The organism is Streptomyces sp. NPDC026672, assembly GCF_040638185.1.
GTDB lineage: Bacteria > Actinomycetota > Actinomycetes > Streptomycetales > Streptomycetaceae > Streptomyces.
In genome coordinates, this window is sequence record NZ_JBEZXS010000043.1 from 19,141 (window position 1) to 42,576 (window position 23,436).

Sequence of the window (23,436 nt, forward strand, 5' to 3'; positions counted from 1 at the left end):
ATCGCGGGCACGGGCGCGCGCGGTGTGCTTCAGGGCCGCAGCGCGCCGCCGAAGTGGAGCAGCGGTTCGTCCGCCGTCCCCCGGGACGCCTCCCGTACCGCGCCGAGCAGGATGGAGTGGTCGCCGCCGTCGTGCACGGCGGTCAGCGCGCACTCCAGCCAGGCCAGCGCGCCGTGGAGCAGCGGGGCGCCGGTGAAGCGGCCGGGGAAGGTGTCGGCGACGTCGAACTCGTGGCCGTCGCGCGGTCTGCGGTGGTCGGCGAAGTGCCGGGCCAGCCGGGCCTGTCGGGCGCCGAGGACGGAGACGGCGAAACCGCCCTCCGCGAGGACGGTCGCGTGGACGGCGGCGGTGCGGGCGACGCAGACGAGGACGAGCGGCGGGTCGAGCGAGACCGAGGTGAAGGAGCCGGCCGTCATGCCCCGTGGTGTCTCGCGTCCGGCGGTGAGCACGGTGACGCCGGTGGCAAACCGGCCGAGCGCGCCGCGCAGCCGTTCGCGTTCGGCGGCGCCGAGCGGCGGGGCCGCGCTCATGAGCGGGCCGCCTGCCGCGCGGGCCGGTCGAGGCGGGCCCGTGCGGTCAGGCGCAGGGTGCGACCGCGTGCGGGCCCGGTGAGTTCGAAGGGCACGATCATCAGCTCGTCGGCGCCGAACTCGATGGCCAGCGTGTCCAGTCGGGCCCGGACCGTCTCCGGTGCGCCGTGCACCACCTGGAACTCCTCCAGGGCCCGGCGGGCGAGGTATTCCTCGCGGGCCGGGGACAGCGGGGTGTCGGGCGTCAGGTCGTCGGAGTGCCGGACGACGTAGGCGGCGGCTTCGAGCGCCAGTGACTCGGCGAGGTCGTCGGTCTCGGCGCACACCACGTGGACGGAGACCACGAGGTACGGCCGGGCGTGGCCGTCGCCGGGCGCGAACGCCGCCCGGTAGCGTTCCACGGCCACCGGGCGGCAGATGGTGCGGCTGAGGTGGTGGCCGTAGGCGAAGGGGAGGCCGCGCTCGGCGGCGGTCCGGGCGCTGTTCTCGCTCGCGCCCAGGACGTGCACCTCGGGCGGCGTCGCGGCCCGCGGCGTCAACGGCAGCGCGTGGAAACGATGGTGCCCGGGCCCGCGGTTGTGCAGGAAGCCCAGCAACTCGTCTATCTGCGCGGGGAATTCGGCCGCGGCACGGGGGTCTCGGCGCAGCGCGGCCTCCAGCAGGCGGTGGGCCTCGGTGGTGCCGCCCGAGGAGCGGCCGACGCCGAGGTCGATCCGGCCGGGGTGCAGGGCCTGGAGGGTGGCGAACTGCTCGGCGACCGTGAGGGGAGGGTGGTTGGGCAGCATCACACCGCCCGAGCCGACGCGTATCCGCTCGGTCGTGGCGGCGATGTGGGCGATCAGGACGGCGGGGGCGCTGCTGGCGCTCTTGCGTGCCGCGTGGTGTTCGGCGATCCACACGCGGTGGTACCCGTGCGCGTCGGCGGTGCGGGCCGTCTCCACCACGTCGCGCAGGGCCTGTTCGCCGCTGGTGTGTGCCGGATGGCCGCCGCGTTCCAGCACGGAGTACGGCAGTGGTGGCGCGGGGAGGTCCGGGGGCGGCGCGGCGGCTGCGTGCGAGGTGGTGGTCATGCGTCACTCCGGGTGGGCTCGGGGTCGCCGGTGCGGGCGGGCTCGGGCGTGGGCAGGGCGAGTGCCAGCAGCGCGAGCGCGAGGAGGCAGCCGCCGAGGACCAGGGCGGTCACCGGCAGCGAGCAGGTGACCAGCAGTGCCCCCGCGGCCAACGGCGCGAGGGGTTGCAGCAGTTGGACGACGAAGTCGTTGGCGGTGGTGACCCGGCCGTAGATCTCCTCGGGGATCGAGGTGGCCATGACCGAGACGACGGCGGCGTTGATCGCGGGGACGAGCAGGGACATCGCCGAGAACGCCGCGACGAACACGAGGACGCTCCCGCCGAGCCAGGCCGCGATCAGCAGGACGGCGGCGACGGCCGGTCCGGTGGCGACGAGGACCGGCAGCGGCAGCAGGCGCAGGAGGCGCGGGGCGGCCAGGGAGCCGAGCAGTCCGGCGAGGGCGGCGGTGCTGAAGGCCCAGCCGACGGCCGCGGCGCCGCCGGGTTCCCGCCCCACGCCGAGGAGCAGGGCGGAGCCGAACATGCTGAAGACGACGGTGAGTCCGCTGAAGAAGAGGGTGGAGCGGCGCAGGAAGCGGTCGTGCGCGAGATGCCGGAACCCGGCGGTGAGCCGGGCCCAGAACCCCGGCGCCTGCCCCGTGGCCTCCGTGGCGCCTGTGGTCCCTGTGGCCCCCGTGGCCCGTGCCCGTGCGGTGCGTGTCATGGCCGTGATGCACAGCGCGGACGCGAGGAAGGTGACCGCGTCGACGGCGAACGGCAGGGCGGGCCACACCCCGACGAGCAGTCCCCCCGCGGCGGGTCCCGCCATGCCGGCGCCGTAGGCGCGCGCCTGGTTCATGGCCATCGCGGCGGGGATCTGCTCGGGGCTGACGACCCGTCGTACGAGCCGGAACTGGGCCGGCTTGAACACCTCGGCGGCGCCCGCCGACACCACGACGACGGCGAGCGCGAGCCACAGGGGCAGGGGCCGGGTCAGGACGTACAGCGCCACCGCGCCGACGGCCGCGACCCGGACGAGGTCGCAGCCGACGAGCAGTCCGCGCTGGTCGTGGCGGTCGCTCAGCAGTCCGGCCGGGATGCGGACGGCCAGCCCGGTCACCGCCACCGCCGTGCTGATCACGGCGACGGAGGTGGCGGGCTGCCCGGCGGCCAGCAGGACGAGCGGCAGGGCCACCGCGGACATCGAGGAGCCGAATCCCGACAGGGCCTGTCCCATCCACAGCAGCCGGAAGTCCCGGTTGCGGCGCAGTACGGAGGTCCGGCCGGCGGCCGGGGCCGTCGCGGTGGTCACGACGCGTGCCCGGGGACGGACCGGGGAGCGGACCGGGGGCGCGGCAGCAGGTCGTCGAGGACGAAGTTGCGGTTGGTGCGGGCGCCCGGCGCGGCGTGGCGGAGCCGGTCCAGGAACAGGGCGACCCCGGCCGAGCCGCTGGCGAGGTCGCCGCTCTCGCGCAGCGACTGCTCCCCCGGGAAGACGATGCCCTCGGGCCGGCGCACCGCGTGGCACAGCACCGCCTCGGCGGCCCGTTCGGCGTCGCCGAGGAGTTCGGGGTCGCCGAGGAACTCATAGGCGTCGAGCAGGGTGTTGCCGAGGCCGCTGATGCCGTGGAACAGCTGGGGCAGGCCGGTGTACTTGCGGCGGACGTCGGGGAGGATGCGCTCGGCCTCCTTGCGCAGCCGTTCCTCGCCGGTGACGTCCCCGTAGCGCAGCAGCGTGGTGAGGACGCCGGCCGTGCCCTCGTCCCAGTAGTGGCGGCGCACGACGGGTCCTTCGTCGGTCCGGAACGACGGGAAGGAGGCGACCCCGCTGAGCGAGTGGACGGCGCAGGAGAGGTCGAACTCCAGTGCCTCCAGGCCGAGGTCGACCCTGCGTTCCTCGCCGGTGGCGGCGTGCAGGGCGAGCAGGAACAGGGCGACGCCCGAGCCGCCGTAGCCGTAGCCGACGGGAATCCGGTCGGCCGAGTCGGTCCAGTGCGCCCGGCCCTCCTCGCGGTGGGCGCTCGCCTCCAGCCGGTCGCCGATCGCGACGGCCCGGTCCAGGAACTCGCTCTCGCCGTGGTCGTGCCACAGGCGCAGGCAGGCCATGCCGTGGCCGGCCGCGCCGGTCAGCACTCCGGGTTCGGTGTGCAGCAGGGGGTGTCCGCCGGCCTCGCGCAGCAGCCGGACCGCCTGGTCGCGGTGGCCCAGCGCGGACAGGGCCCAGGCGGCGCCGGCCGAGCCGTAGTACAGGCCGGGCGGCAGGGCGTCCTGGTGGGACGGCCGGCGCAGGGCCCAGGCGAGGAGGTGGTCGGGGATCTCGCGGCCCAGGGTGTGCAGGGCGTACAGGCAGCCGTAGGCGCCGTGCGCGAGGGAGAGCGGATTGGTCTCGTACACGAGGACGTCGGCGGGGAACAGGCGGTCGTCGCGGTCGGTGTCCGCGGTCGCGCCGAGGTAGTCGGCGACGCCGTCGAGCGTCCGCGCGATGCGCTCGTGGAGGTCGGCGCTCTCCTCGGGTACGGGCGAGCGGCGGTGGGCGAGCGGCGGCGGCCGGTGCCAGGCGGTGTCGAACGGCAGCGCGGCGATGCGGCGGTGCAGTTCGGCCGGGTCGGGCAGCCGGGTGTCCTCGCTGTAGAGGTCGGTGATCAGGGAGACCAGTTCGGCGGGGAGCGCGAGGTCGCGGGTGACCTCGTCCAGCAGGCGCAGCGGCACGTCGTGGTCGACGAGGTCGTTCTGCTGGCAGGAGAGCATGGTCGCCAGCATCAGGCCGCCGAGGGCGTAGTAGTCGGTGCGGCGGTCGCCGTGCCGGGCGCGTATGGCGCGGCGGGTGACCATGCCGGGGGTCATGAGTCCGGCGCCCCGGTCGGTGCCCTCGTGGAAGGCGGACTCCAGGTCGATGACGCAGATCCGGTCGTCCGGGGTGACCATGATGTTGGTGGGCGACAGGTCGCCGAGGACGATGCCGCGCTCGTGGCAGAGCGCGATGGCGTCGGCGATCTGGAGCCAGATCCCCTGAAGACGCTGGTAGTAGTCGGACAGCCGGGCCGGGGTGAGGTCGAGTTCGAAGACGGGGTTCTGGGTGGTGACGATCCGTCCGAGGTGGCTGTCGCCCACCCATTCCTCGACGAGGTAGGAGTGTTCCCACTGCTGGAAGAAGTCGAGCGGGCGGACGAACCAGCCGCTGTCGGCGAGTTCGGTGAGCAGGTCGTACTCGTGGCGCAGCAGGGCCACCGCGTCGAGGCCGTCGGGGCCGACCTCCACACCGGGGCGGGCCTCGCGCAGGACGACGTCGGCGCCGGTGACGGTGTCGACGGCGCGGTAGATGCCGCCGCGGTTGCTGAACACGATGGCGTTCTCGATCTCGTACCGTCCGGCCAGGGTGCGCCTCGGCTTCGGGGCGTCGGGGTCCGCGGGGGCGGGCGGGCCCTCATGGGTGACGGGGTCGGTGGTCCAGTCGGGTCTGGTCCAGTAGGGGGTGCGGGTGTCGCGGACGAGCGAGCCGTCGGGGGACTCGATCAGCAACTCCCGGATGCCGAGCGGCTGGAGGCGGAACCTGCTGGTGAACCCGCCGTAGCGGTAGGAGACGACGCGGGAGCCGGGGTAGCGGCGGTCGGAGAGGACGTAGGGGCCCTCGCAGCCCTGGAGGGCGTCGGTGAGGGCGCGGGCGACGGTGTGGAAGGCGGTCTCGTCCGGCGGGTAGACGGTGATGAACTTGCCGCTCGCCGAGCGGGAGAAGGACTTGCCGTTCAGTTCCCGCACCTCGGCGGGGTCGACGAGGAACTTGAAGCGCACTCCGGCGTCGCGCAGGACGGGCAGGCTGCGGCGCAGGGTGTCGGCGCTGGTGTGCGAGGTGGCGGAGACGTGGAGTTTCCAGCCCTGGCCGAGTTCGGGCGCGCCGGGCGGGTCGGCGACCAGCCAGTGTCCGTGGCGGCGCAGGCCCCAGGCGGCGGGCATCGCGGCGCGGAACTCGGCGAGATGGGCGCTGCCGGGCGGACGCCGGCCGGGGTCCTCGAACCAGCGGGGGTGGTACCTCAGGTAGCGCAGCATCGTGTTCCAGGGCAGCTGCATCCTACGGATTCCTCTCTCGTCCACTCTCGTCCGCGTCCGGCGGTCCATGTCCGGCGGTCCGGGTCCGGATGACGGCCGGGCCCGTGGAGTGCCACGGGCCCGGCCGGTTCCGCGCTAGGCGGCAGGGGTCACATGCACGTGGAGCCGATGCAGGAGCTGCAGCTGCCCGCGCCGGCGCCCGGGTCGACGACGCCGGTCGACGACGCCTCGTCGATGCCCTGGAGGCCCAGTACCTCGTCCGCGGAGTGCGCCTCGACCTCGGGCGTCTCCTCGGTCTGCGCCACGGACTCCTCGGCGGTGGGCTCGATTTCGTCGGCCACGGTGATCCTCCGGTGGATGGGGTCGGACCGACCGGCGTGCGCCGGCCGGTGAGGAGGACGCTAGGAGGGGCCGACCCGGGATCGGTGAAACGCCGGTATGCGAGCGGTATGTGCGCCGCTCGCCGCGTCGCGAGGGTCCGCGATCGCCGTCAAATCCGGCTGTGAGCAGGGCATTTACCGTTTCCGGGGTGGCCGGGGAACGGAATCGAACCGCCGTCGGGGAACCTCTTGTGCGCCGGGCCGCGGGCGGACGCGGGAACGCGGAAGTCCCGCCCGGGACGGTGCGCCGGGCGGGACTTCGAGGGGGTGCGCGAGAGGTGCGCGGGGGTTACGGGTAGCTGCGCAGGTTGGCCACGTTGGTGCCGGAGTTGGACGGGCCGCCCGTGTTGTTGATGACGTGCGAGATGGTGCCCGTGCCGCCGAGGGAGACCGTGAGCATGCTGGTGAAGCGGACTCCCGCGTTGTTGGGTGCCTCGAAGGCGTGCGCGGCGGTGACGCTCGGGTTGACGTTGAAGAAGCAGTAGCTGCCGAAGCCGAACGCCTGGTGGCTGGTGACGGAGTCGGCGACCTTGTAGGCGGGGTAGCCCTGGGTCGAACCGTTCATCCAGGCCGCCTGGTTGGGCGGGTCGTACGGCATCTCGTTCTGGAAGAAGTACGTGCGGCCGCCGTTGCCGTTCCAGACGGTCTGCGTCTTCTGGTAGTGCTCGACGAACAGGCCGTACATGGTGACGTTGTCGCCGTTGACGATCAGGCCGGTGTCCGCGGTGTTGCTGGTCCAGCCGACGCCGCTGCCGTGGTCCGCGCGCCAGATCCACATGTGGTCGCCGATGACGTTGTCGCTGTTGACCACGAGGCTGGTGGTCGCCTTGCCGACGCCCGCGCCGCCGACGCGGAAGTACACGTCGTGCAGGGAGGTCGGGTCGGCGGCGTGGGAGGCGGCGGAGCCGGACGGGCCGACCTCCAGGAGCGAGGGCGAGTTGGTGGTACCCGCGTCGAAGAGGACGCCCGCGATCTTCACGCCGTCGACGTCGGCGACGGTCATCGCGGTGATGCCGTTGTCGGGGACGAACGTGGCGAGGCCGAGGCCGAGGACCACGGTGTCGGGGCGGGTGACCTTCAGCGTCTGGTTCAGGTGGTAGACGCCGGGGGTGACCAGCAGGTTCTGGCCGGCGGCCAGGGCGGCGTTGATCTGCGCGGCGGTGGCGCCGGGCTTCACGACGAAGAACTGGCTCAGCGGCAGCGAGCTGCCGGCCGGGCTGCCGCTCGCCCAGCTGGTCCCGGTGGAGTTGTTGCGCAGGGCCGGCACGAACACCTGGTAGCCGCCGGAGCCGTCCACGTACAGGAAGGGCTTCTCACGGGTGACCGGGGTCTGCGCGACCGTGGTGTACGGCGGGGTGGGGAAGCTGGTGGCGGGCACACCCTGGCTGCCGACGAAGACCATGTTCCAGTTGGAGCCGGTCCAGCTGCCGAGCTGCGAGTTGCGGGTCAGCCACTGCTGCTGGCTGCCGGAGTTGACCTGGCCGTCGACCTTGCTGTCGGCGAGGAGGCCGCCGCTCGACCAGCCGCCGTCGTCGAGGGCGAGGTTGCCGCGCAGGTGCATCCGGCGGTAGGCCGCCGCCTGCGAGACGGCCCAGCGGTCGCTGCCGCCGGTCGGGTTGACGGACAGGTTCTCCGCGCCGCGCCAGAAGTTCTGGGTGGCGTTGCCCTGGAACCAGTCGGCCTCGGCGTGCACCCGGCCGTTGACGGTCACCGCGTCCGGCGTGAGGCCGAGGCCCAGCACCTGGGTGTAGAAGCCGACGTTGACGTCGGCGCTGTAGGTGCCCGGCTTGAACATCACGGCGTAGCGCTGGGAGCCGAACTGGTTCGTCTCCTGCTGCTGGAAGATCGAGTTGAGCCGGCTCTGGATGGTGGAGGAGGACATCGACGGGTCGAAGACGACCACGTTCGGGCCGAGGTCCACACCGTCGGGGGGCGGGGTCGCGGGGCCCGCCTGGAAGCGCTGGGCGGCGGTGCCGTTGCAGGTGTACTGCACGAACTGCACGCTGTCGGCGGCCGAGGCGCCGGGGTCGTCCAGGCACTTGCCGCTGTTGCGGTTGACGAAGTGGTAGGCGCCGCCGCCCTCGTCGACGGGCAGCCACTGCTGGTTGAGGCCGCCGCTGTACGTCCACAGCTGGAGCGGCGCGCTGTCGGCGGTGGAGACGTCGGTGACGTCCACGACCTGGTCGGCGTTGTTGCCGTTGCCGATGCGGACGTAGCCGTCGCTGGTCGGGGTGAGGCTCCACTGCTGGGCGGTCGTGCCGTTGCAGGTGTACTGCTGCACGACGGTGCCGTTGGCGGTGGCGGCGGCCTTGGCGTCGAGGCACTTGCCGCTCGCGGCGTTGACGAGGGTCGTGGGACCGGTGGGGAGGGCGGCGGCGGCCCGGCCGGTCGCGGCGGGCGCGGGCGCCGCCGTCAGGAAGGACGCCGCCGCCAGGGTGACCAGGGCCGCGGCCATGGATCTGGTGGTGGGGCGCGGGAGTCGGAACACGGGTACTCCTTGCCGAGCGGAACGAGAGGGGGTCCCCCCGGCCCGGGGCCGGGGGGAGGGAACGGCTGCCGGTGGGGGGCCGGTCAGCCGGTGTAGCCGGCGAAGACGCGTGTGTAGTCCCAGGCGGACTGGCTCACGCCCGAGCAGCTGTCGGCGGGGCCGCCGGTGCAGGGCCGGTCGCGGTTGGCCGACCAGAACGTCAGGCGGGCCAGGTGGTGTTGCTGGGCGTAGGCAAGGATCGTGCGGAAGTCATTGACCGTCACCGTCTCGTTCTGGTCCGTGATGCCGTTCATGGACGAGATGCCCATGTCCCGGTACGCCTGGTCGTCGCTGTAGTGGTATGCGTTCTTGAGCGCGTTCTTCAGTCCCTCGGCCGCCTGCACGGTGAGGTTGCCCATGTTCTGGCCGGCGCCGCCGAAGTCGAAGGGCATGATGGCCCAGGCGTCGACGGTCAGGCCGGAGCTCGCGGCCCGGTTGATGAGGCTGGTGTCGGGGCCGTTGGTGCCGGTGCCGATGGTGATGTAGACCTTCAGGCCGGGGTTGTTGGCCTTGACGGTCTTGAGGGCGTCGACCGTGCGCTGCTGCACCGTGCCGTTGCTGTAGGCGTCGGCCTCCAGGTCGATGTCGATGGCCTTGAGCCCGTAGGCGTTGATGACCTTCTGGTAGGCGGCGGCGAGTTCGCCCGCGCTGGAGCAGGAGCTCTCCAGCTTGTTGCCGCTGTAGCCGCCGAACGACGGGATGATGTCGCCGCCGCCCGCGCGCACGGTGTTGACGGTCTGCTGGTCCACGCCGCCGGTGAGCGGACGGCCGCCGTCCCACTGGGGGTTGCAGTAGCCGTTGCTGAGGACGAAGGCGAGCGTGAACCACTTCACGCCGGTGGCGGCGGTGATGGTCGCCGGGTTGGGCGGGCTGCCCCAGCCGTTGTAGAGGTACGGCGCGACGGCCATCGGCGCGGACGAGGACGGGGGCGGGGTCGTGCCGCCGCCGTCCGCCGCGGGTGCGGTCCATTTCTGGTTGGCGGTGCCGGTGCAGGTCCAGATCTGGGCGCGGGCGCCGTTGGCGGTGGACTGGTCGGTGACGTCCAGGCACTTGTTCGCCTGCGGGTTGACGATGTCCCGGGCGGCGCTGACCGACCACTTCTGGTTGGCCGCGCCGGTACACGTCCACAGCTGGGCCTTCGCCCCGTTCGCCGTGGAACCGCCCGTGATGTCGAGGCACTTGCCGAGGGCGCGGATCGTACCGTCGCTGCCGACGGTCCACTGCTGGGCACTGGTGCCGTTGCAGTCGTAGAGCTGGACCGCGGCGCCGTCGGCGGAACTCGCGCCGGCCACGTCGAGGCACTTGCCGCCCAGACCGGTGATCGTACCGGTCGCCGCCTGTGCGGGGGATGCGGTGAGGAGGCCGGCGGTGACGGCGGCTATGGAGAGCGCGGACAGGACCGCGGGGAGGTTTCTTCTGGCCATGGGGGAGGTGGCCTTTCGCATGCGGGATGCCGGTGGGGGGTGAACGCCGAAACCACAGCGTTCACGGGTTGGACGTCGAGCGCATTCGTGGAGCCTGATTGACCGGTGAACCTAAAGGTCTGGACCACCAATGGTCAAGAGGTGAAGCAACAAACGCTACGAAGTCCCGCACCTCCGCAAGGAGTTGAACGCTCCCCCGGCCGTGTCCGCTCAACTCGCCGCCACAGGCGCCTCCTGGTCCCCGGACGCCTCGAACTGCGCGCGGTACAGGGCCGCGTAGCGCCCGCCCGCGTCAAGAAGCTGTGTGTGCGTGCCCCGTTCCACGACACGGCCCTCCTCGACGACGAGGATCAGATCGGCGCCCCGCACGGTCGACAGCCGGTGGGCGACGACCACCGCGGTCCGCCCGGCCAGCGCCTCGCCGAGCGCCGCCTGCACGGCCGCCTCGGAGGTGTTGTCCAGGTGGGCGGTGGCCTCGTCGAGGACGACGACACGCTGCCGGGCCAGCAGCAGCCGGGCGATGGTCAGCCGCTGCCGCTCGCCCCCGGACAGCCGGTAGCCACGTTCGCCGACCACCGTGTCCAGACCGTCGGGCAGGGACCGTACGACGTCGGCGAGGCGGGCGCGGATCAGCGCGTCCCACAGTTCGTCCTCGTCCGCTCCCGGCCGGGCGAGCAGGAGGTTGGCGCGCACGGTGTCGTGGAAGAGGTGGCCGTCCTGCGTGACCATGCCGACGGTGGCCCGCAGCGAGGCCGCCGTCAGGTCGCGCACGTCGACGCCGCCGATGCGGACGGCGCCCCCGTCGACGTCGTAAAGGCGCGGCAGCAGTGCGGCGATCGTCGACTTCCCGGCGCCGGAGGAGCCCACGAGGGCGACGGTGCGGCCGGGTTCGGCGCGGAAGGAGACACCGTGCAGGACCTCGGCGCCGCCCCGGGTGTCGAGCACGGCGACCTCTTCGAGGGAGGCGAGGGAGACCCGGTCGGCGGACGGGTAGCCGAAGCGCACGTCCTCGAACTCGACGGCGACCGGGCCCTCGGGCACCTCGCGCGCGCCGGGGCGTTCCACGACCAGCGGTTCCAGGTCGAGCACCTCGAAGACCCGCTCGAAGCTGACCAGGGCGCTCATCACCTCGACACGGGCCCCGGCGAGCGAGGTCAGCGGCGCGTACAGGCGGGTCAGCAGCAGGGCGAGCGAGACGACGGCGCCGGGCTCCAGGGCGCCGTTCAGGGCGAGCCGGCCGCCGAGTCCGTAGACCAGGGCGAGGGCCAGGGCGGAGACCAGGGTGAGCGCGGTGATGAACACGGACTGGGCGGTGGCGGTGCGCACACCGATGTCCCGGACGCGCGCGGCCCGTTCGGCGAACTGGGCCGACTCCTCGTCGGGGCGGCCGAACAGCTTGACCAGGGTGGCGCCGGGGGCGGAGAAGCGCTCGGTCATGCGGGTGCCCATGGCCGCGTTCAGCGTGGCCGCCTCCCGCTGCATCCGGGCCATCCGGCCGCCCATCCGGCGGGCCGGGACCACGAACACCGGGAGCAGCACGAGCGCGAGCAGGGTGACCTGCCAGGACAGGGTGAGCATCACGGCGAGCGTGAGCACGAGGGTGACGACGTTGCCGACGACACCGGAGAGGGTGTTGCTGAAGGCGCGCTGGGCGCCGATGACGTCGTTGTTGAGTCGGGAGACGAGCGCTCCCGTACGGGTACGTGTGAAGAACGCGACCGGCATCCGCTGCACATGATCGAACACCGCCGTCCTCAGATCGAGGATGAGTCCCTCCCCGAGCGTCGCCGAGAGGCGGCGCGCGAGGACGCCCAGGGCCGCCTCCAGGAGCGCGAGCACGGCGATCAGCAGGGCGAGCCGGACCACGGTGTCCGGGTCGCCGTGCGACACGATCGTGTCCACGACGCGCCCGGCCAGCACCGGGGCCGCGACCGCGAACAGCGCGGTCACCACCCCGAGCAGGACGAACCGTACGATCCGGGCCCGGTGCGGGCGGGCGAAGGCGGCGACGCGACGCAGGGTCGCGCGGGCGAGGGGGCGGTGGTCGCTCCGGGCGTTCAGCACGCCCTGCAACTGGGTCCACGCGGTGGTCTCCATGCTCATGGGACAGAACGTAGGACCTCAAGCGTCGTTGAGGTCAACGTGCGACCGCTTCCGATCCGTCAACCGGTGGCCCGGCTTCCGCAACCCTCCGTTGGCACGGCGCGGAAAACCTCTCCGAACGTGACAGCGGTTCGAGTTCCCGGCTCCGGCCCCCGTGGCCTCCTGCGACGTGTCCCCGTGCGGCAGATCCTGGTGCTGCTCCCGGTCGTGCTCGTCGCGGTGATCGCGGCGCAGCACTGGTCCGTGCTGGCCGAGGGCCTGCGCCAGTTGCGGAGGGCGGAGTGGCCGTGGCTGCTGGCCGCCGCCGCGGCGACCTGTCTGACGTGGGTGGCCGCCGCCTTCACCCGGCAGGGCGCGGTCATGGAGCGGCTGCCCCGGCGCCGGCTGCTGGCCACCCAGCTCGCGGCGGGCGCGGCCAACCACCTGCTGCCGACCGGGCTGGGCGCGGGCGCCGTCAACCTGCGGTTCATGACGGTGTGCGGGGTGCCGCTGGCCCGCTCCTCGGCCGCGCTCGCGCTGTTCCTGCTCGCGGAGTCCGTGGCCCGGGTGGGCATGCTGGCCGTGCTGCTCACGGTGTTCCCGCACGCGCTGCGCCTCGGCACCCTGCTGCCCGACGGCGCGACCGGTCCGCTGCTGTTCGCGGTCGGCGCGGCCGCGGTGCTGGCGGTGGGCGTGCTGCTGCTCGTACGGCGGCTGCGCACGGCGGTGTTCTCCTTCGTGCGCACCGCGCTGGGCGAGGCGCGGCTGGTGCACACCCGGCCGACCCGGGCCCTCGCGCTGTGGGGCGGCTCGCTGGCCTTCCCGGCGCTCCAGGCGGCCGGGCTGGTCCTGGTGGGGATCGCCCTGGGGCTGCCGGTGCCGCCCGCGCACATGGCGGTGGCCTATCTGGCGGCGACGGTCGCGGTGGCGCTGATACCGACCCCCGGCGGGCTCGGTTCGGTGGAGGCGGCGCTGATCGTGGCGCTGGTGGCGGCCGGCAGTCCGGTGGCGGTGGCCACGGCGGTGGTGCTGGCCTACCGGATCATCACGGTGTGGGCGCCGCTGCTGCCGGGCGCGGTGACGCTGGGCGCGCTGGTACGGCTGAAGGTCATCTGACGCCTCCGCGCGGGCCGTTCGGCGAGCCCGGCCGCCCCGAAGTGACCGCGGAGCAACCTGCTGGCGTCCCGTCGGGTGCGAGCAGGAGGAGTCCACGATGGCGGTACGGCTGGAGCGCCGGGGGCACGTCACGACGGTCGTCCTCTCGCGGCCCGCGGTCCGCAACGCCGTGGACGGTCCCACGGCCGTGCCGGCGCGGGGCCTGGAGGGCGCGGCCCGCTTCGCGGCGGGCGCGGGCCGGCACGGCTCCTTCACGGACCTGTGAGCCGCCGTCCCGGCCCGCCGGCGGGACCACGGCACGCTCCCCGCTCCGGCCCGCAGCGTGTTCGAGGCGGTTCGAACTCCCCCTGGGATACGGCAGGATGAGAGGTCGTGCCGGTCCCTGACGTGCGACGGGGCCGGTGCTCCCGGCATGTCCCGCTAGCGAGCAGGTGAACCACGTGACGACTCTGACCGTCCGGCCCCCGGCGCCTCCCGGCGCCGCCGTCCGTCCGCCCGGAGGTGGCCGGTGACCCGCGCGCTGACCCTGAACGACCTGATCCTCGCCGGCATCGCGGTGGCCGCGGGCCTGCTGGTGGCCTTCATGTCGCGGACCCTGCTGCGCTGGCTGGCCAAGCACGCCAAGCGCACCCGCTGGAGCGGCGACGACGTCCTCGTGGACGCGCTGCGCACGGTCGTGCCGTGGGCGGCGCTGGTGGCCGGCGGGGCGGCAGCGGCGGCGGTGCTGCCGCTGAACCGGACCGTCCAGCACACCACCAACCAGACCCTCCAGGTCCTGCTGATCTTCGCGGTGACGGTGTCCGCGGCCCGGGTGATCGCCGGTCTGGTGCAGGGCGTCACCCAGTCCCGCTCCGGCGTCGCGGGGTCGGCCACGATCTTCGTGAACATCACCCGGGTGCTGGTCATGGCCATCGGCTTCCTGGTGGTGCTCCAGACCCTGGGGATCTCCATCGCGCCCCTGCTGACCGCCCTGGGCGTCGGCGGTCTCGCCGTGGCCCTCGCCCTCCAGGACACCCTCGCCAACCTGTTCGCCGGCATCCACATCCTCGCCTCCAAGACCGTGCAGCCGGGCGACTACATCCGGCTGAGCAGCGGCGAGGAGGGATACGTCGTCGACATCAACTGGCGTCAGACGACGGTCCGTCAGCTCTCCAACAACCTGGTGGTCATCCCCAACGGTGAGCTGGCGAAGACCAACATGACCAACTTCACGCGTCCCGAGCAGCAGTTGACGATCCTGGTGCAGGTCGGCGTGAGCTACGACAGCGACCTGGACGAGGTGGAGCGCGTCACCTCGGACGTGGTCACCGAGGTCATGACGGAGATCACCGGCGCGGTGCCGGAACACGAACCGGCCATCCGCTTCCACACGTTCGGCGACTCCCGGATCGGCTTCACGGTGATCCTGGGCGTGGGCGAGTTCAGCGACCAGTACCGGATCAAGCACGAGTTCATCAAGCGCCTGCACCGGCGCTACCGCGCGGAGGGCATCAGCATCCCGGCCCCCGCCCGCACGGTGGCCATCCAGCAGGGCGCGGTGGTCATACCGCAGCAGCGCTCGGGCGCGTCCGAGCAGGACACCACGCCCGCGGGCCGGCTCGACTGACCCCTGCGGGCCCGCCGGCCCGCAGGAGCACCGGCGTGGCCGAGGACGTCTCCCTCCCCCGAAGGCGACGTCCCCGGCCGCTCCCCCGGTGCCGGACCGTTGGTCTGGGCGCCCGCGTCGCGGCCCGTGCTGTCACCAGCACATGACGGCCGTCTCGCCCGAACCCCACGTGGAGTACAGGCGGACGCGGACGAAGTAGCGGCGGCCCTTGACGAGCCGTACGTCCAGCGTGGCGTCGTGCGGTGCTCCCCCGTCGTCCCGGCCCGCGAGGTAGCGCGGTTCCCCGTCGCGCTCCTCGAAGACCACGAGCACCCGGTCGGCGTCCCCGAAGGTGCCCACCCGGTAGGGGCGGGTCTCCGGCGGCTCGACCGTGAAGTCGGCCTGTCCGCCCGGCCCCAGCAGCAGCGGCGCCGAACGGAACGGCACCAGCGCGTCCGGACGGGCCGGACAGCCGGGCGGGTACCAGCGCAGGACGACCTCCTTGTCCGCCGGCGACAGCGTGCCCGGCGGAAACACCCCTCCGCGGTACTGCTCCGGTTCCAGGATCAGCCCCGGGGCGAACGGATACTCCATGATCGACTGCGGGTCCCACACCGTGCCGTTCACCTCGGACGGGTCCAGCTCGCGCAGGACGTTGAAGTGCGTCCGCTCCCGGCTCCAGAAGTTCGGCGGCCCCGCCAGCTCGGCGTACACGGCCTCGTCGTCCCAGTGGATGCCGGCGAACGGGCTCTGGTGCTCGTGCAGCAGCCCCAGCGCGTGTCCGATCGTGTGCAGTGCCGAACCGCGCCGGCCCGGCACGGTCAGGTCCCACCCCAGGTTCATCGTGCGCTCGTTCAGACCGACCGCGAGCGCGTCGCGGCCCACCGCCGACCAGGAGCCGTCACCGGCCTGGAAGCCGATGCGCAGCTCCGCCTCGCGGCGGTCGCCGACCTCGGCGAACCGCACGCCGATGCCCAGCTCCTGCCACTCGCGGAAGCACTCCCGGACCACGTCCTGCTGCTCCTTGGCCCCGGCCCACGGCACCCAGCGGGTCTCCCCGGTCCCCGGGACGGGGATCACGGAGCCGTCGGTGTCGGCGTCGAGGAAGCAGTAGTGCAGCACCGTGCCGTTGACCCACATCCGCCGCCCGCCCAGCAGCGCGCTCAGCCGTTCTGCGGTCAGCCCCGGTGGATACGAGGGGGCCGACTGCCGCGGGAGCGAGCAGTAGCGGTGAGTCATGGCCCAAGCCTGCCGCCCGGCCCGCCCTCGTGCCTGAGTCGGGGGCTACTCAAGTCGCCCTGTATCAAACGTGAGTAGGCGGGCTCCTTCTCGTGTGACGACTTACCCACCGCAGACCGGGACCCTCGAACTCCCCTGGCCGTTCACCGGCCGGGAGGCCGAACTGGAGCTGGTGCGCCGCTGCCTGAGCGCGGGCCGGCCCGGCATCGCGGTGACGGGACCCGCAGGCCGCGGCAAGACCCGGCTGGTCACGGAGGCCGTGCGCGGCACCGACTGCGCCCGGGTCACCGCGACGCCCGAGGCCCGGGACCTGCCCTTCGCCGCGTTCGCGCACCTGCTGCCGGAGACCGTCTCCCTGCACCGCGCCGTCCAACTCCTGTCCGGCGTACGGCTCCTGGTCGTCGACGACGCCCATCTGCTCGACGAGGCGTCCGCCGCCCTGGTGCACCAGCTCGCCGTGCACGGCCGCACCCGGCTGGTGGTGGTCGCCGACGACGGCGCACCGGTGCCCGGCGCGGTGTCCCGGCTGTGGACCGGTGAACTCCTGCCCCGGCTCGCCCTGGAGCCGCTGCCCCGCGCGGAGACGGCCCGGCTGCTCGCCCCGGGCGGCCCGACGGAGCCGCTGACCGTGCGCCGGCTGCACCGGCTGTGCGGGGGCGATCTGCGGCTGCTGCGCGACCTGGTGGGCGCCCTGCACGGCTCCGGCCGCCTCACCCGCGTACCGGACACGGACGAGTGGGAGTGGCGCGGCCCGCTGCCGGTGACCGCCGCCGTCCGCGAGCGCACGGCGGCGGTCCTGGAGCGCTCCGGACCCGCGCGTGACGTCCTGGAGCGCCTGGCCTTCGCCGAGCCCCTCCCGCTGCGCCCGGACGGCCTCGACCTCGACGTCCTGGAGGGCCTGGAGGCCGACGGTCTGCTGCACGTCGACGACCACGGGGACGTCCGCCTCGCCCATCCCCTGCACGGCCCGGTGCTGCGCGCCGCGGCCGGCCGGCTGCGGGCCCGGCGGCTGACCGGCGACCCCGAGCGCTGCGCACCGGCCCTGGCGGCCGAACGGCGGGCGCTGGAGGGGCGGATCGAGGAGGCGGACGTACGCGCCCTGCCGGCGCCGGTGGGCGACCGGCTGGCGGAGGAGGCCGAGCCCGTGCCGGCCGGTTACGCGGCGGTGCGGGCCAGGTTCTCGCGGCTGAGGGGGGAGCTGCGGGAAGCGGCGGCGTGGGCGAGGGAGGGGCTGCGCACGGCGCCGGACGACGCCGCGTGCCGCCGCGAACGCGCCCTCGCCGCCGCGCAGTCGGGGGGCCGGGCCGCCGCGCAGGGGGACGCGGCGGCCTGGGCTGCGGCCGCGCGGGGCGACCTGGACGGCGCGGTCCGGGCGCTCGCGGGCGACGACCCGTACACCCGGTACGACGCGGTGCGCCTCGGCGCTCCGGGACCGGCCCTCGGGCGGCTCCCGGAGGGCGGTGTGCTGGCCCGGCACGCCGACGCCCTCGCCCGCGAGGACGGCCCCGGTCTCGACCGGGCCGCGCGGGACCTGGCGGACCGCGGCTTCCTGCTCTTCGCGGCCGAGGCGCACGCCCAGGCCGTACGGGCGCACCGGGACCCGCGTGCCGCGCGCGTGTCCCGCACCCGCTCCCTGGCGCTGGCCCGCCGCTGCCAGGGCGCCCGCACCCCGGCCCTGGCCGGTCTGGTCCTCGGTGAACTCACCGCCCGCCAGCGCCAGGTCGTCACCCTGGCCGCGGCCGGGCTGAGCAACCGCGAGATCGCCCGGGAACTCACCCTGTCCGTCCGCACGGTGGGCAACCACCTCTACGGCGCCTACACCCGCCTGGGCGCGGCCGACCGAGGCGCCCTACCTCTCCTGGTGGACTTCCCGGACACGGCAACGGCCTGAGCACAGCGGACCCTGAAGGGGGGCGGGGAACTGCGCGACCAGCCACAACGGCGCAGCAGACGACACACGGCAGACGGAGTCAAAGGGCTCCCCAGCGAAACGTCACGCCGCTCCGAACGCCGCGAAGGCCCACCCCGTCGCCCGGTGCACCACGTCCCCCGGCAACGTCGCACGTGCGTCCCGCAGGGCCTCGGCCAGCCCCAGCCCCCGCTCCAGGCCCTCGTGCAGCGCGAGCATCAAGGGAACGACCGCCTCGTCGTTCACCGGGGCACTGCTCGCCACCACCCCGGCCGTGCCCAGCGGGAGCAACGCCGTGACCAGGCCGAGGAGTTCGTCCGCCCCGACGGAGGCGAGCCGGGCGGTGTCGCAGCTGGAGAGGATGATGCGGTACGGGCTGCGGTCCAGGCGCTCGAAGTCGTGCACGATCAGCGGGCCGTCGGCCATCCGCAGCGAGGAGAACAGCGGGCTGTCCGCGCGGAACGTGCCGTGCGCCGCGATGTGCGCCAGCTCCGCCCCGTCCAGTTCCTCCAGCACCCTCGGCACCCGGGCCTCCTCGTGCGAGAGGACGGTGGCCGCGCCGTGCCGGCCCGCGAGTTCGGGCACCTCGGCCCCGCCGGTCGCCAGCCCGGGACCGCGCACGAGGACATGGCGTCCGCCCGGCGGCGGCTCGGTCTCCCGCGCCCGCAGCCAGCTGTTCGCCGACGGCGACACACTGAGCACCCGCTCGCGCAGCGAGGGCAGCAGCGCCCACGGGACCCGGTGCAGCGCGCCCGGCGGCACCACCACGACCGGCCCGCCGCCCAGTTGGGAGGCCGCGTCGCCGAGCAGCAGTTCCTCCAGGCGCCGTCCCGCCGCCTCCACCAGCGGCAGCCGGGCCTCCGCCCCCGGATGCGCCAGCCGCCGCAGTCCCGCCTGCACGTGCTCGGCCTCGGCCACCGCGTCCGCGAGCGCGCCGCCCACGAACCTCCGCACCCGGCCCTGCCCGCACAGCAGCACGTGCACGCGCCCGTCCAGCACCGCGAGTTCGACCAGCCGGGCGTCGCCCAGCCGCTCCAGCAGCCGACCGGTGTCGAACCGGCTGCCGTCGCCCGGGGAGTCGCCGCGCATGTGGTGGGTGCGGGAGCGGATCTCCCGTTCCAGGCGCCGCTGTTCACGCTCGAGGGCGGGCACCGGACGGCCGTCCATCCGGGCGGCCTCCGCGCGGGCGGCGATCTCCCGGAAGGCGGTGAGGCCGCTCAGCAGCGCCGGATCGGCGGGCGGCCGGGTGGGCGGCGCGGACAGCACGGTGGCCCGCCAGCGCTCGCTCCACTCCAGCAGCCGCCGCGGCCCGCCCCGGGCGAGGCTCGCCTGCTGGGCCAGCGCCGCCAGTTCGGCGCCCTGCGCGGTCGCGCGGGCCCGCAGTTCCGAGGCGCCGAGCGTCGTACGGTGGTCGTCGAGCACATCGAGGCCGCGCCGGCACGCCTCCAGCACACCGCGTCCCGAACCGGCCGCCCGCGCCCGCAGCGCCTGCGCCGCCCAGCCCGTCATCCGGGCCAGCGGCGGCCCGCCCGAGCGGCTGCGCGCGGCCACGGCGAGGTGCCGCTCCGCGTCCGCCGTCCAGCCCAGGTCGAGCGCGATCCGGCCGGCCAGCAGCGACGCCTCCGGCGCGGACGGCGAACCGAAGGCCGCCAGCCGGTCGGCGAGTGATGCCGCGTCCCCGACGAGCCGCCCCGAGGAGCGGCCGGTCGCCACCCGCGCCTCGATGAGGACCAGCCGCGCGTGCGTCTCCCACCAGGTGCGCCGCTGGCCCGTGAACAGCCGTACGGCGACGGCGGCGCGGGCGATCGCGGTGTGCGGGTCGCCCGCGGAGCGGGCCGCGCGCGCCGCGGCCAGCAGCAGTTCGGCCTTGCGGGTGGACTGGCCGCCGATGCGGTCGAGCAGGGCGATCGCCGCGTCCGCCTCCGCCAGGGCCTCCGGCGCGAGCCCGGCCGCCATCAGCACCTCGCAGCGCCGCACGGACAGCATGAACGTGGGCGTGCCGAGCTTCGCGTACCGCTCCGCGGCCTCGTCGAGGAGCCGCAGGGCCGCCGGTATGTCGCCCGAGCGGAACGCGGCGAGCCCCCGGCTCTCCACCGAGTCGGCCTTGTCGTGCTCCTGGCCCGTGGTCTCCCACAGCCGCTCGGCCGCCGCGAAGTCGGCGTCCGCCCGCTCCACCGCGCCCAGCGCCAGGTGCACCGTCGCCCGCAGCGTCAGCGCCCGCGCCGTCCAGATCACGTCGTCGGCCTGGCGCAGCACCGGGATCGCCCGCCGTACGTCCTCCAGCGCCTCCCGGTGGTGCCCCAGCACCCACCACACGTACGCCCGCCGGTACAGCACCCGGGCCCGGGTGTGGCCGGTGACCCGCGCCACCCCCCGCTCGAACGCGGTCAGCCCCTCCCGGGTGCGGCCCGCGTGCACCAGGGCGACGCCGAGCGTGGCCAGGACGTCCGCCTCGCGTTCCGCCGAGTCCGCGTGCGCCGCCAGGGCGCGGGCCCGCCGCAGATGGCCCAGGGCGATCCGCAGGTCGCCGAAGTCACGCTGCCAGATGCCGATCACCTGATGGGCCACGGAGGCGTGCAACGGGGGCGGACCGGTCTCCAGTACCCGCTCCGCCCGCGCCAGCGCGTCGTTGGGGGCGGCGAACACCATCGGCAGCAGTTCGAGAACCGAGTCGCTTCCCGCTGTCACCCCTCGGATAGTAGTGGTCCCGCGATGCCCGTCATACACGTTTGGCATGGTCCGCCCCGGCTGTATCAACGAGGCGTCCAGCGACTCTGAATTGACGACCGCCGCCTCAGTGGGAGGACCTTCCATGGCACCGCAGAGATTCCACGAGCAGTTCGACCAGATCCAGCGCTCCCTGCCCGACGTCCCCCTGGCGATGGGCCCCGACGACTCGGGCGAGTTCCTCTACGAGAAGGGGGTCGTCCTCGCGCGCGACGGCGAGGAGGCACGGGTGGTCGAGGACACCGTGCGCGCCCACTTCACCGAGGCCCCCGACCTGGTGGCCGACCATGTGCGGCGGGCCGGCCCGGAGACCAACCGCACCGGCATCACCCGTATCCGGGTCGGCGACCCGGGCGAGGGCGACCGCGGCGGCGACCGGACCGTGGCGCACGCGCTGCGCGCCCTGCGGGAGGCGGAGGGCCGTCAGGGGCGGCGTCTCGTCAGCCGCAACCACGTGGTGTCGATCGCGGTCAACGCCTGCCCCGGCGACGAGCCCGTGCCGGCCGCGGCCGGCGAGACGGCCAACCCGGCGGCCGACGGCACCCCGCACGACCCGGACACGGCGATCGGCGTCCTCGTCGTGGACACCGGTCTGATGCACGACTACCGCTCCTACCCGCAGCTCGCCCACACCCAGGGCGATCCGCAGCTGCGGGAGACCGACGACAGCGGTGTCCTCCAGCAGTACGTCGGCCACGGCACGTTCATCGCCGGCGTGCTCGCCGCCGTCGCGCCCAACACCGACGTCACCGTGCGCAACACCCTCAACGACGCGGGCGCGATCCTGGAGTCGGAGTTCGGCGCCAAGCTGTTCGAGGCCGTCGACCGCGACGGCTGGCCCGACATCATCAGCCTCTCCGCGGGCACCTCCAACGGCCGCACCGACGGACTGCTGGGCATCGACGCCTTCATGCGCGAACTGCGCGACCAGGGCACGCTGCTGGTGGCCGCGGCCGGCAACAACTCCAGCGCCACCCCGTTCTGGCCCGCCGCCTACGCGGCGCTGCCCGGCTGGGAGGACGCGGTGCTGTCGGTGGGCGCCCTGCGCGGCGACGGCGAGTTCGGGGCCTGCTTCACCAACCACGGCCCCTGGGTGACCGCGTACGCCCCCGGCGAGCGCCTCACCAGCGCCCTCACCGGCTTCGGCACCCCGGTGCCGTACGTGTACCAGCACTCCACGTACGACGCCTGCCGGTTCGGCTTCACCTACGCCTGCACCTGCCAGTCGCCGCACCACACCGGGGTGTTGAGCGAGACGCGGGAGACCACGGGCACCCGGCCCGACGAGGTGAGCTTCACGGGTCTGGCGCAGTGGAGCGGCACCTCGTTCGCCGCCCCGGTCGTGGCCGGTCTCGTCGCCGCCCACATGAGCGCGCACAAGGAGTCCGACCCGCGCGCGGCCCGCAGGCAACTGCTGGAGACGAACACCGAGTACGCCGAGGTGCGCGGGGCGCACGTGCCGGCGCTCAGGCCGGCCGGCTGGCGCCCGGTGCCGGTCGTGCGCCTGGCCCCGCCGGCATGAGGGCGGGAACGGCCCTCGTCACGGCGTACGATGACATGCCGTACACGAGGAGTGGGGCGGCCGTGGACCGAACAGAGGTCGGCGTGTTGGTCCGGGCAGCTGTCGACGGTGACGCGGCGGCCTGGAAAGCGCTGGTGGAGGGGCTGAGCCCGCTGGTGTGGTCGGTGGTGCGCGCGCACCGGCTCTCGGACGCCGACGGGCACGAGGTGTACCAGACCGTGTGGTTCCGCTTCGCGCAGCACCTCGGCCGGATCCGCGAGCCGGAGAAGGCCGGGTCGTGGCTGGCGAGCACGGCGCGGCACGAGTGCCTGAAGGTCATCAAGGGGCTCACCCGGCTGATGCCGACGGACGATCCGCAGCTCCTCGACCGGGTCAGCGAGGACCGTACGCCGGAACAGACGCTGATCGACTCGGAGGAGGCCGCGGCCGAGGCCGAGCGGATCCGGCGGCTGTGGCAGGAGTTCGAGAAACTGGGCGAGCGCTGCCGCCAGTTGCTGCGCGTCCTGATGTCCACGCCGCCGCCGAGCTATGTGGAGGTGTCCGCGGCGCTGGGCATCGCGGTGGGCAGCATCGGACCACTGCGCCAGCGCTGTCTGCGTCGGCTGAGGGCTCGACTGGACGCACGGGGAGCGGTGTGAGGGGCATGGACGACATGAGCGACGACCGGTCCCCCGACGAAGGGGCCTTCGACGACGCGGAGTTCGACGCCGGGCTCCTGGAGGAGGAGCTGCGCCGGGCGGCGGCGGTCCTGGACCCGGTCCCGGCCGATCTGCACCAACTGGCCGTGGCGGCCTACGCGTTGCACGACCTGGACGCGCGGATCGCCGAGCTGACCTTCGACTCCCTGGTGGACGCGCTGCCGGTGCGCGGCGCGACGGACGTGCCGCGGATGCTGACCTTCCGCGCGGGCGGGGTGACCGTCGACGTCGAGGTCACCGTGGACGGTCTGATGGGGCAGGTGCTGCCGCCGAGCCGGGCCCGGATCGAGGTGCTCGGCGGTCCGCAGGCGGCCTCGCCGGTCGCGGTCGACGACCTGGGCCGGTTCACCAGCGACACACCGCCCTCCGGGCCGTTCGCCCTGCGGCTGCGGACCGGCGGGGACGTCATCGTCACGGAGTGGCTGCGGGCCTGATCCACCGCCGAACACCGGGGAGCGCGCGGCTCGGCGCTCCCGGGCGACCGGCCCGGGGCCGACGACGTCCCGCCCGGGGTGCGTGAGGCCCGGCTGTGGGGGGCCGGACGCCGCGTCGTACACGCCGATGCCGCGGCGCCGGGGTGTACGGCGGCCCGGGTCCACGGAG

General features: G+C 74.0%; 16 protein-coding genes and 1 pseudogene. 7 read left to right on the plus strand and 10 right to left on the minus strand.

Going from position 1 to position 23,436, the window contains the following annotated elements; genetic code table 11:
- Window positions 1–29: 29 nt before the first annotated feature.
- The 8 genes from AB0F77_RS34795 to AB0F77_RS34830 all read right to left on the minus strand — a co-directional run bounded on the left by AB0F77_RS34795 (window position 30) and on the right by AB0F77_RS34830 (window position 12,052).
- Window positions 30–530, minus strand: coding sequence for a flavin reductase family protein (locus AB0F77_RS34795; protein ID WP_361955999.1), 501 nt, complete (start codon window positions 528–530; stop codon window positions 30–32).
- Window positions 527–1,600, minus strand: coding sequence for an MsnO8 family LLM class oxidoreductase (locus tag AB0F77_RS34800; protein ID WP_361956001.1), 1,074 nt, complete (start codon window positions 1,598–1,600; stop codon window positions 527–529). The genes AB0F77_RS34795 and AB0F77_RS34800 overlap by 4 nt, the downstream gene beginning before the upstream one ends.
- Window positions 1,597–2,892: an MFS transporter gene (locus AB0F77_RS34805; RefSeq protein WP_361956003.1), complete on the minus strand. Its 1,296-nt coding sequence runs from the start codon at window positions 2,890–2,892 to the stop codon at window positions 1,597–1,599. Before AB0F77_RS34805 ends, AB0F77_RS34800 begins: the two co-directional genes overlap by 4 nt.
- The gene (gene lanKC, locus AB0F77_RS34810; RefSeq protein ID WP_361956005.1) at window positions 2,889–5,645 is read right to left on the minus strand and encodes a class III lanthionine synthetase LanKC; all 2,757 of its coding nucleotides are present in this window, start codon (window positions 5,643–5,645) and stop codon (window positions 2,889–2,891) included. Before lanKC ends, AB0F77_RS34805 begins: the two co-directional genes overlap by 4 nt.
- 128 nt (window positions 5,646–5,773) lie before the next feature.
- Window positions 5,774–5,965: a hypothetical protein gene (locus AB0F77_RS34815; RefSeq protein ID WP_361956007.1), complete on the minus strand. Its 192-nt coding sequence runs from the start codon at window positions 5,963–5,965 to the stop codon at window positions 5,774–5,776.
- A 328-nt stretch (window positions 5,966–6,293) separates the two neighbouring features.
- The gene (locus AB0F77_RS34820; protein WP_361956083.1) at window positions 6,294–8,459 is read right to left on the minus strand and encodes an RICIN domain-containing protein; all 2,166 of its coding nucleotides are present in this window, start codon (window positions 8,457–8,459) and stop codon (window positions 6,294–6,296) included.
- A gap of 116 nt (window positions 8,460–8,575) precedes the next feature.
- The gene (locus tag AB0F77_RS34825) at window positions 8,576–9,955 is read right to left on the minus strand and encodes a lectin (RefSeq protein ID WP_361956009.1); all 1,380 of its coding nucleotides are present in this window, start codon (window positions 9,953–9,955) and stop codon (window positions 8,576–8,578) included.
- Window positions 9,956–10,165: 210 nt separating this feature from the next.
- Complete coding sequence (locus AB0F77_RS34830; protein WP_361956085.1) at window positions 10,166–12,052, minus strand: ABC transporter ATP-binding protein; 1,887 nt, start codon at window positions 12,050–12,052, stop codon at window positions 10,166–10,168.
- A gap of 168 nt (window positions 12,053–12,220) precedes the next feature.
- Between AB0F77_RS34830 and AB0F77_RS34835 the strand changes: the two genes are divergently transcribed.
- The 3 genes and pseudogenes from AB0F77_RS34835 to AB0F77_RS34845 all read left to right on the plus strand — a co-directional run bounded on the left by AB0F77_RS34835 (window position 12,221) and on the right by AB0F77_RS34845 (window position 14,759).
- Window positions 12,221–13,153, plus strand: coding sequence for a lysylphosphatidylglycerol synthase transmembrane domain-containing protein (locus AB0F77_RS34835; protein ID WP_361956087.1), 933 nt, complete (start codon window positions 12,221–12,223; stop codon window positions 13,151–13,153).
- Between the two features lie 97 nt (window positions 13,154–13,250).
- Window positions 13,251–13,340, plus strand: a pseudogene (locus tag AB0F77_RS34840) (enoyl-CoA hydratase); the annotation flags it as partial.
- Between the two features lie 321 nt (window positions 13,341–13,661).
- Window positions 13,662–14,759 carry a mechanosensitive ion channel family protein gene (locus AB0F77_RS34845; RefSeq protein WP_361956011.1) on the plus strand — a complete coding sequence of 366 codons (1,098 nt, stop codon included), beginning with the start codon at window positions 13,662–13,664 and terminating at the stop codon, window positions 14,757–14,759.
- A gap of 132 nt (window positions 14,760–14,891) precedes the next feature.
- Here the strand turns inward: AB0F77_RS34845 and AB0F77_RS34850 are convergent, their stop codons facing one another.
- Window positions 14,892–15,977: a M12 family metallopeptidase gene (locus AB0F77_RS34850; protein ID WP_361956013.1), complete on the minus strand. Its 1,086-nt coding sequence runs from the start codon at window positions 15,975–15,977 to the stop codon at window positions 14,892–14,894.
- Between the two features lie 94 nt (window positions 15,978–16,071).
- Between AB0F77_RS34850 and AB0F77_RS34855 the strand changes: the two genes are divergently transcribed.
- Window positions 16,072–17,868 (plus strand): LuxR C-terminal-related transcriptional regulator, encoded by a 1,797-nt coding sequence (locus AB0F77_RS34855; RefSeq protein ID WP_361956015.1) that lies wholly within the window; start codon window positions 16,072–16,074, stop codon window positions 17,866–17,868.
- 102 nt (window positions 17,869–17,970) lie between these two features.
- On the opposite strand, the gene AB0F77_RS34860 is transcribed toward AB0F77_RS34855, so the two are convergent.
- Window positions 17,971–20,574, minus strand: coding sequence for a CHAT domain-containing tetratricopeptide repeat protein (locus AB0F77_RS34860; protein WP_361956017.1), 2,604 nt, complete (start codon window positions 20,572–20,574; stop codon window positions 17,971–17,973).
- A 124-nt stretch (window positions 20,575–20,698) separates the two neighbouring features.
- Between AB0F77_RS34860 and AB0F77_RS34865 the strand changes: the two genes are divergently transcribed.
- The 3 genes from AB0F77_RS34865 to AB0F77_RS34875 all read left to right on the plus strand — a co-directional run bounded on the left by AB0F77_RS34865 (window position 20,699) and on the right by AB0F77_RS34875 (window position 23,267).
- Window positions 20,699–22,135: a S8/S53 family peptidase gene (locus tag AB0F77_RS34865; protein WP_361956019.1), complete on the plus strand. Its 1,437-nt coding sequence runs from the start codon at window positions 20,699–20,701 to the stop codon at window positions 22,133–22,135.
- Between the two features lie 62 nt (window positions 22,136–22,197).
- Window positions 22,198–22,773, plus strand: coding sequence for a sigma-70 family RNA polymerase sigma factor (locus AB0F77_RS34870; RefSeq protein ID WP_361956021.1), 576 nt, complete (start codon window positions 22,198–22,200; stop codon window positions 22,771–22,773).
- A 14-nt stretch (window positions 22,774–22,787) separates the two neighbouring features.
- Window positions 22,788–23,267: a hypothetical protein gene (locus AB0F77_RS34875; protein WP_361956023.1), complete on the plus strand. Its 480-nt coding sequence runs from the start codon at window positions 22,788–22,790 to the stop codon at window positions 23,265–23,267.
- Window positions 23,268–23,436 lie beyond the last annotated feature (169 nt).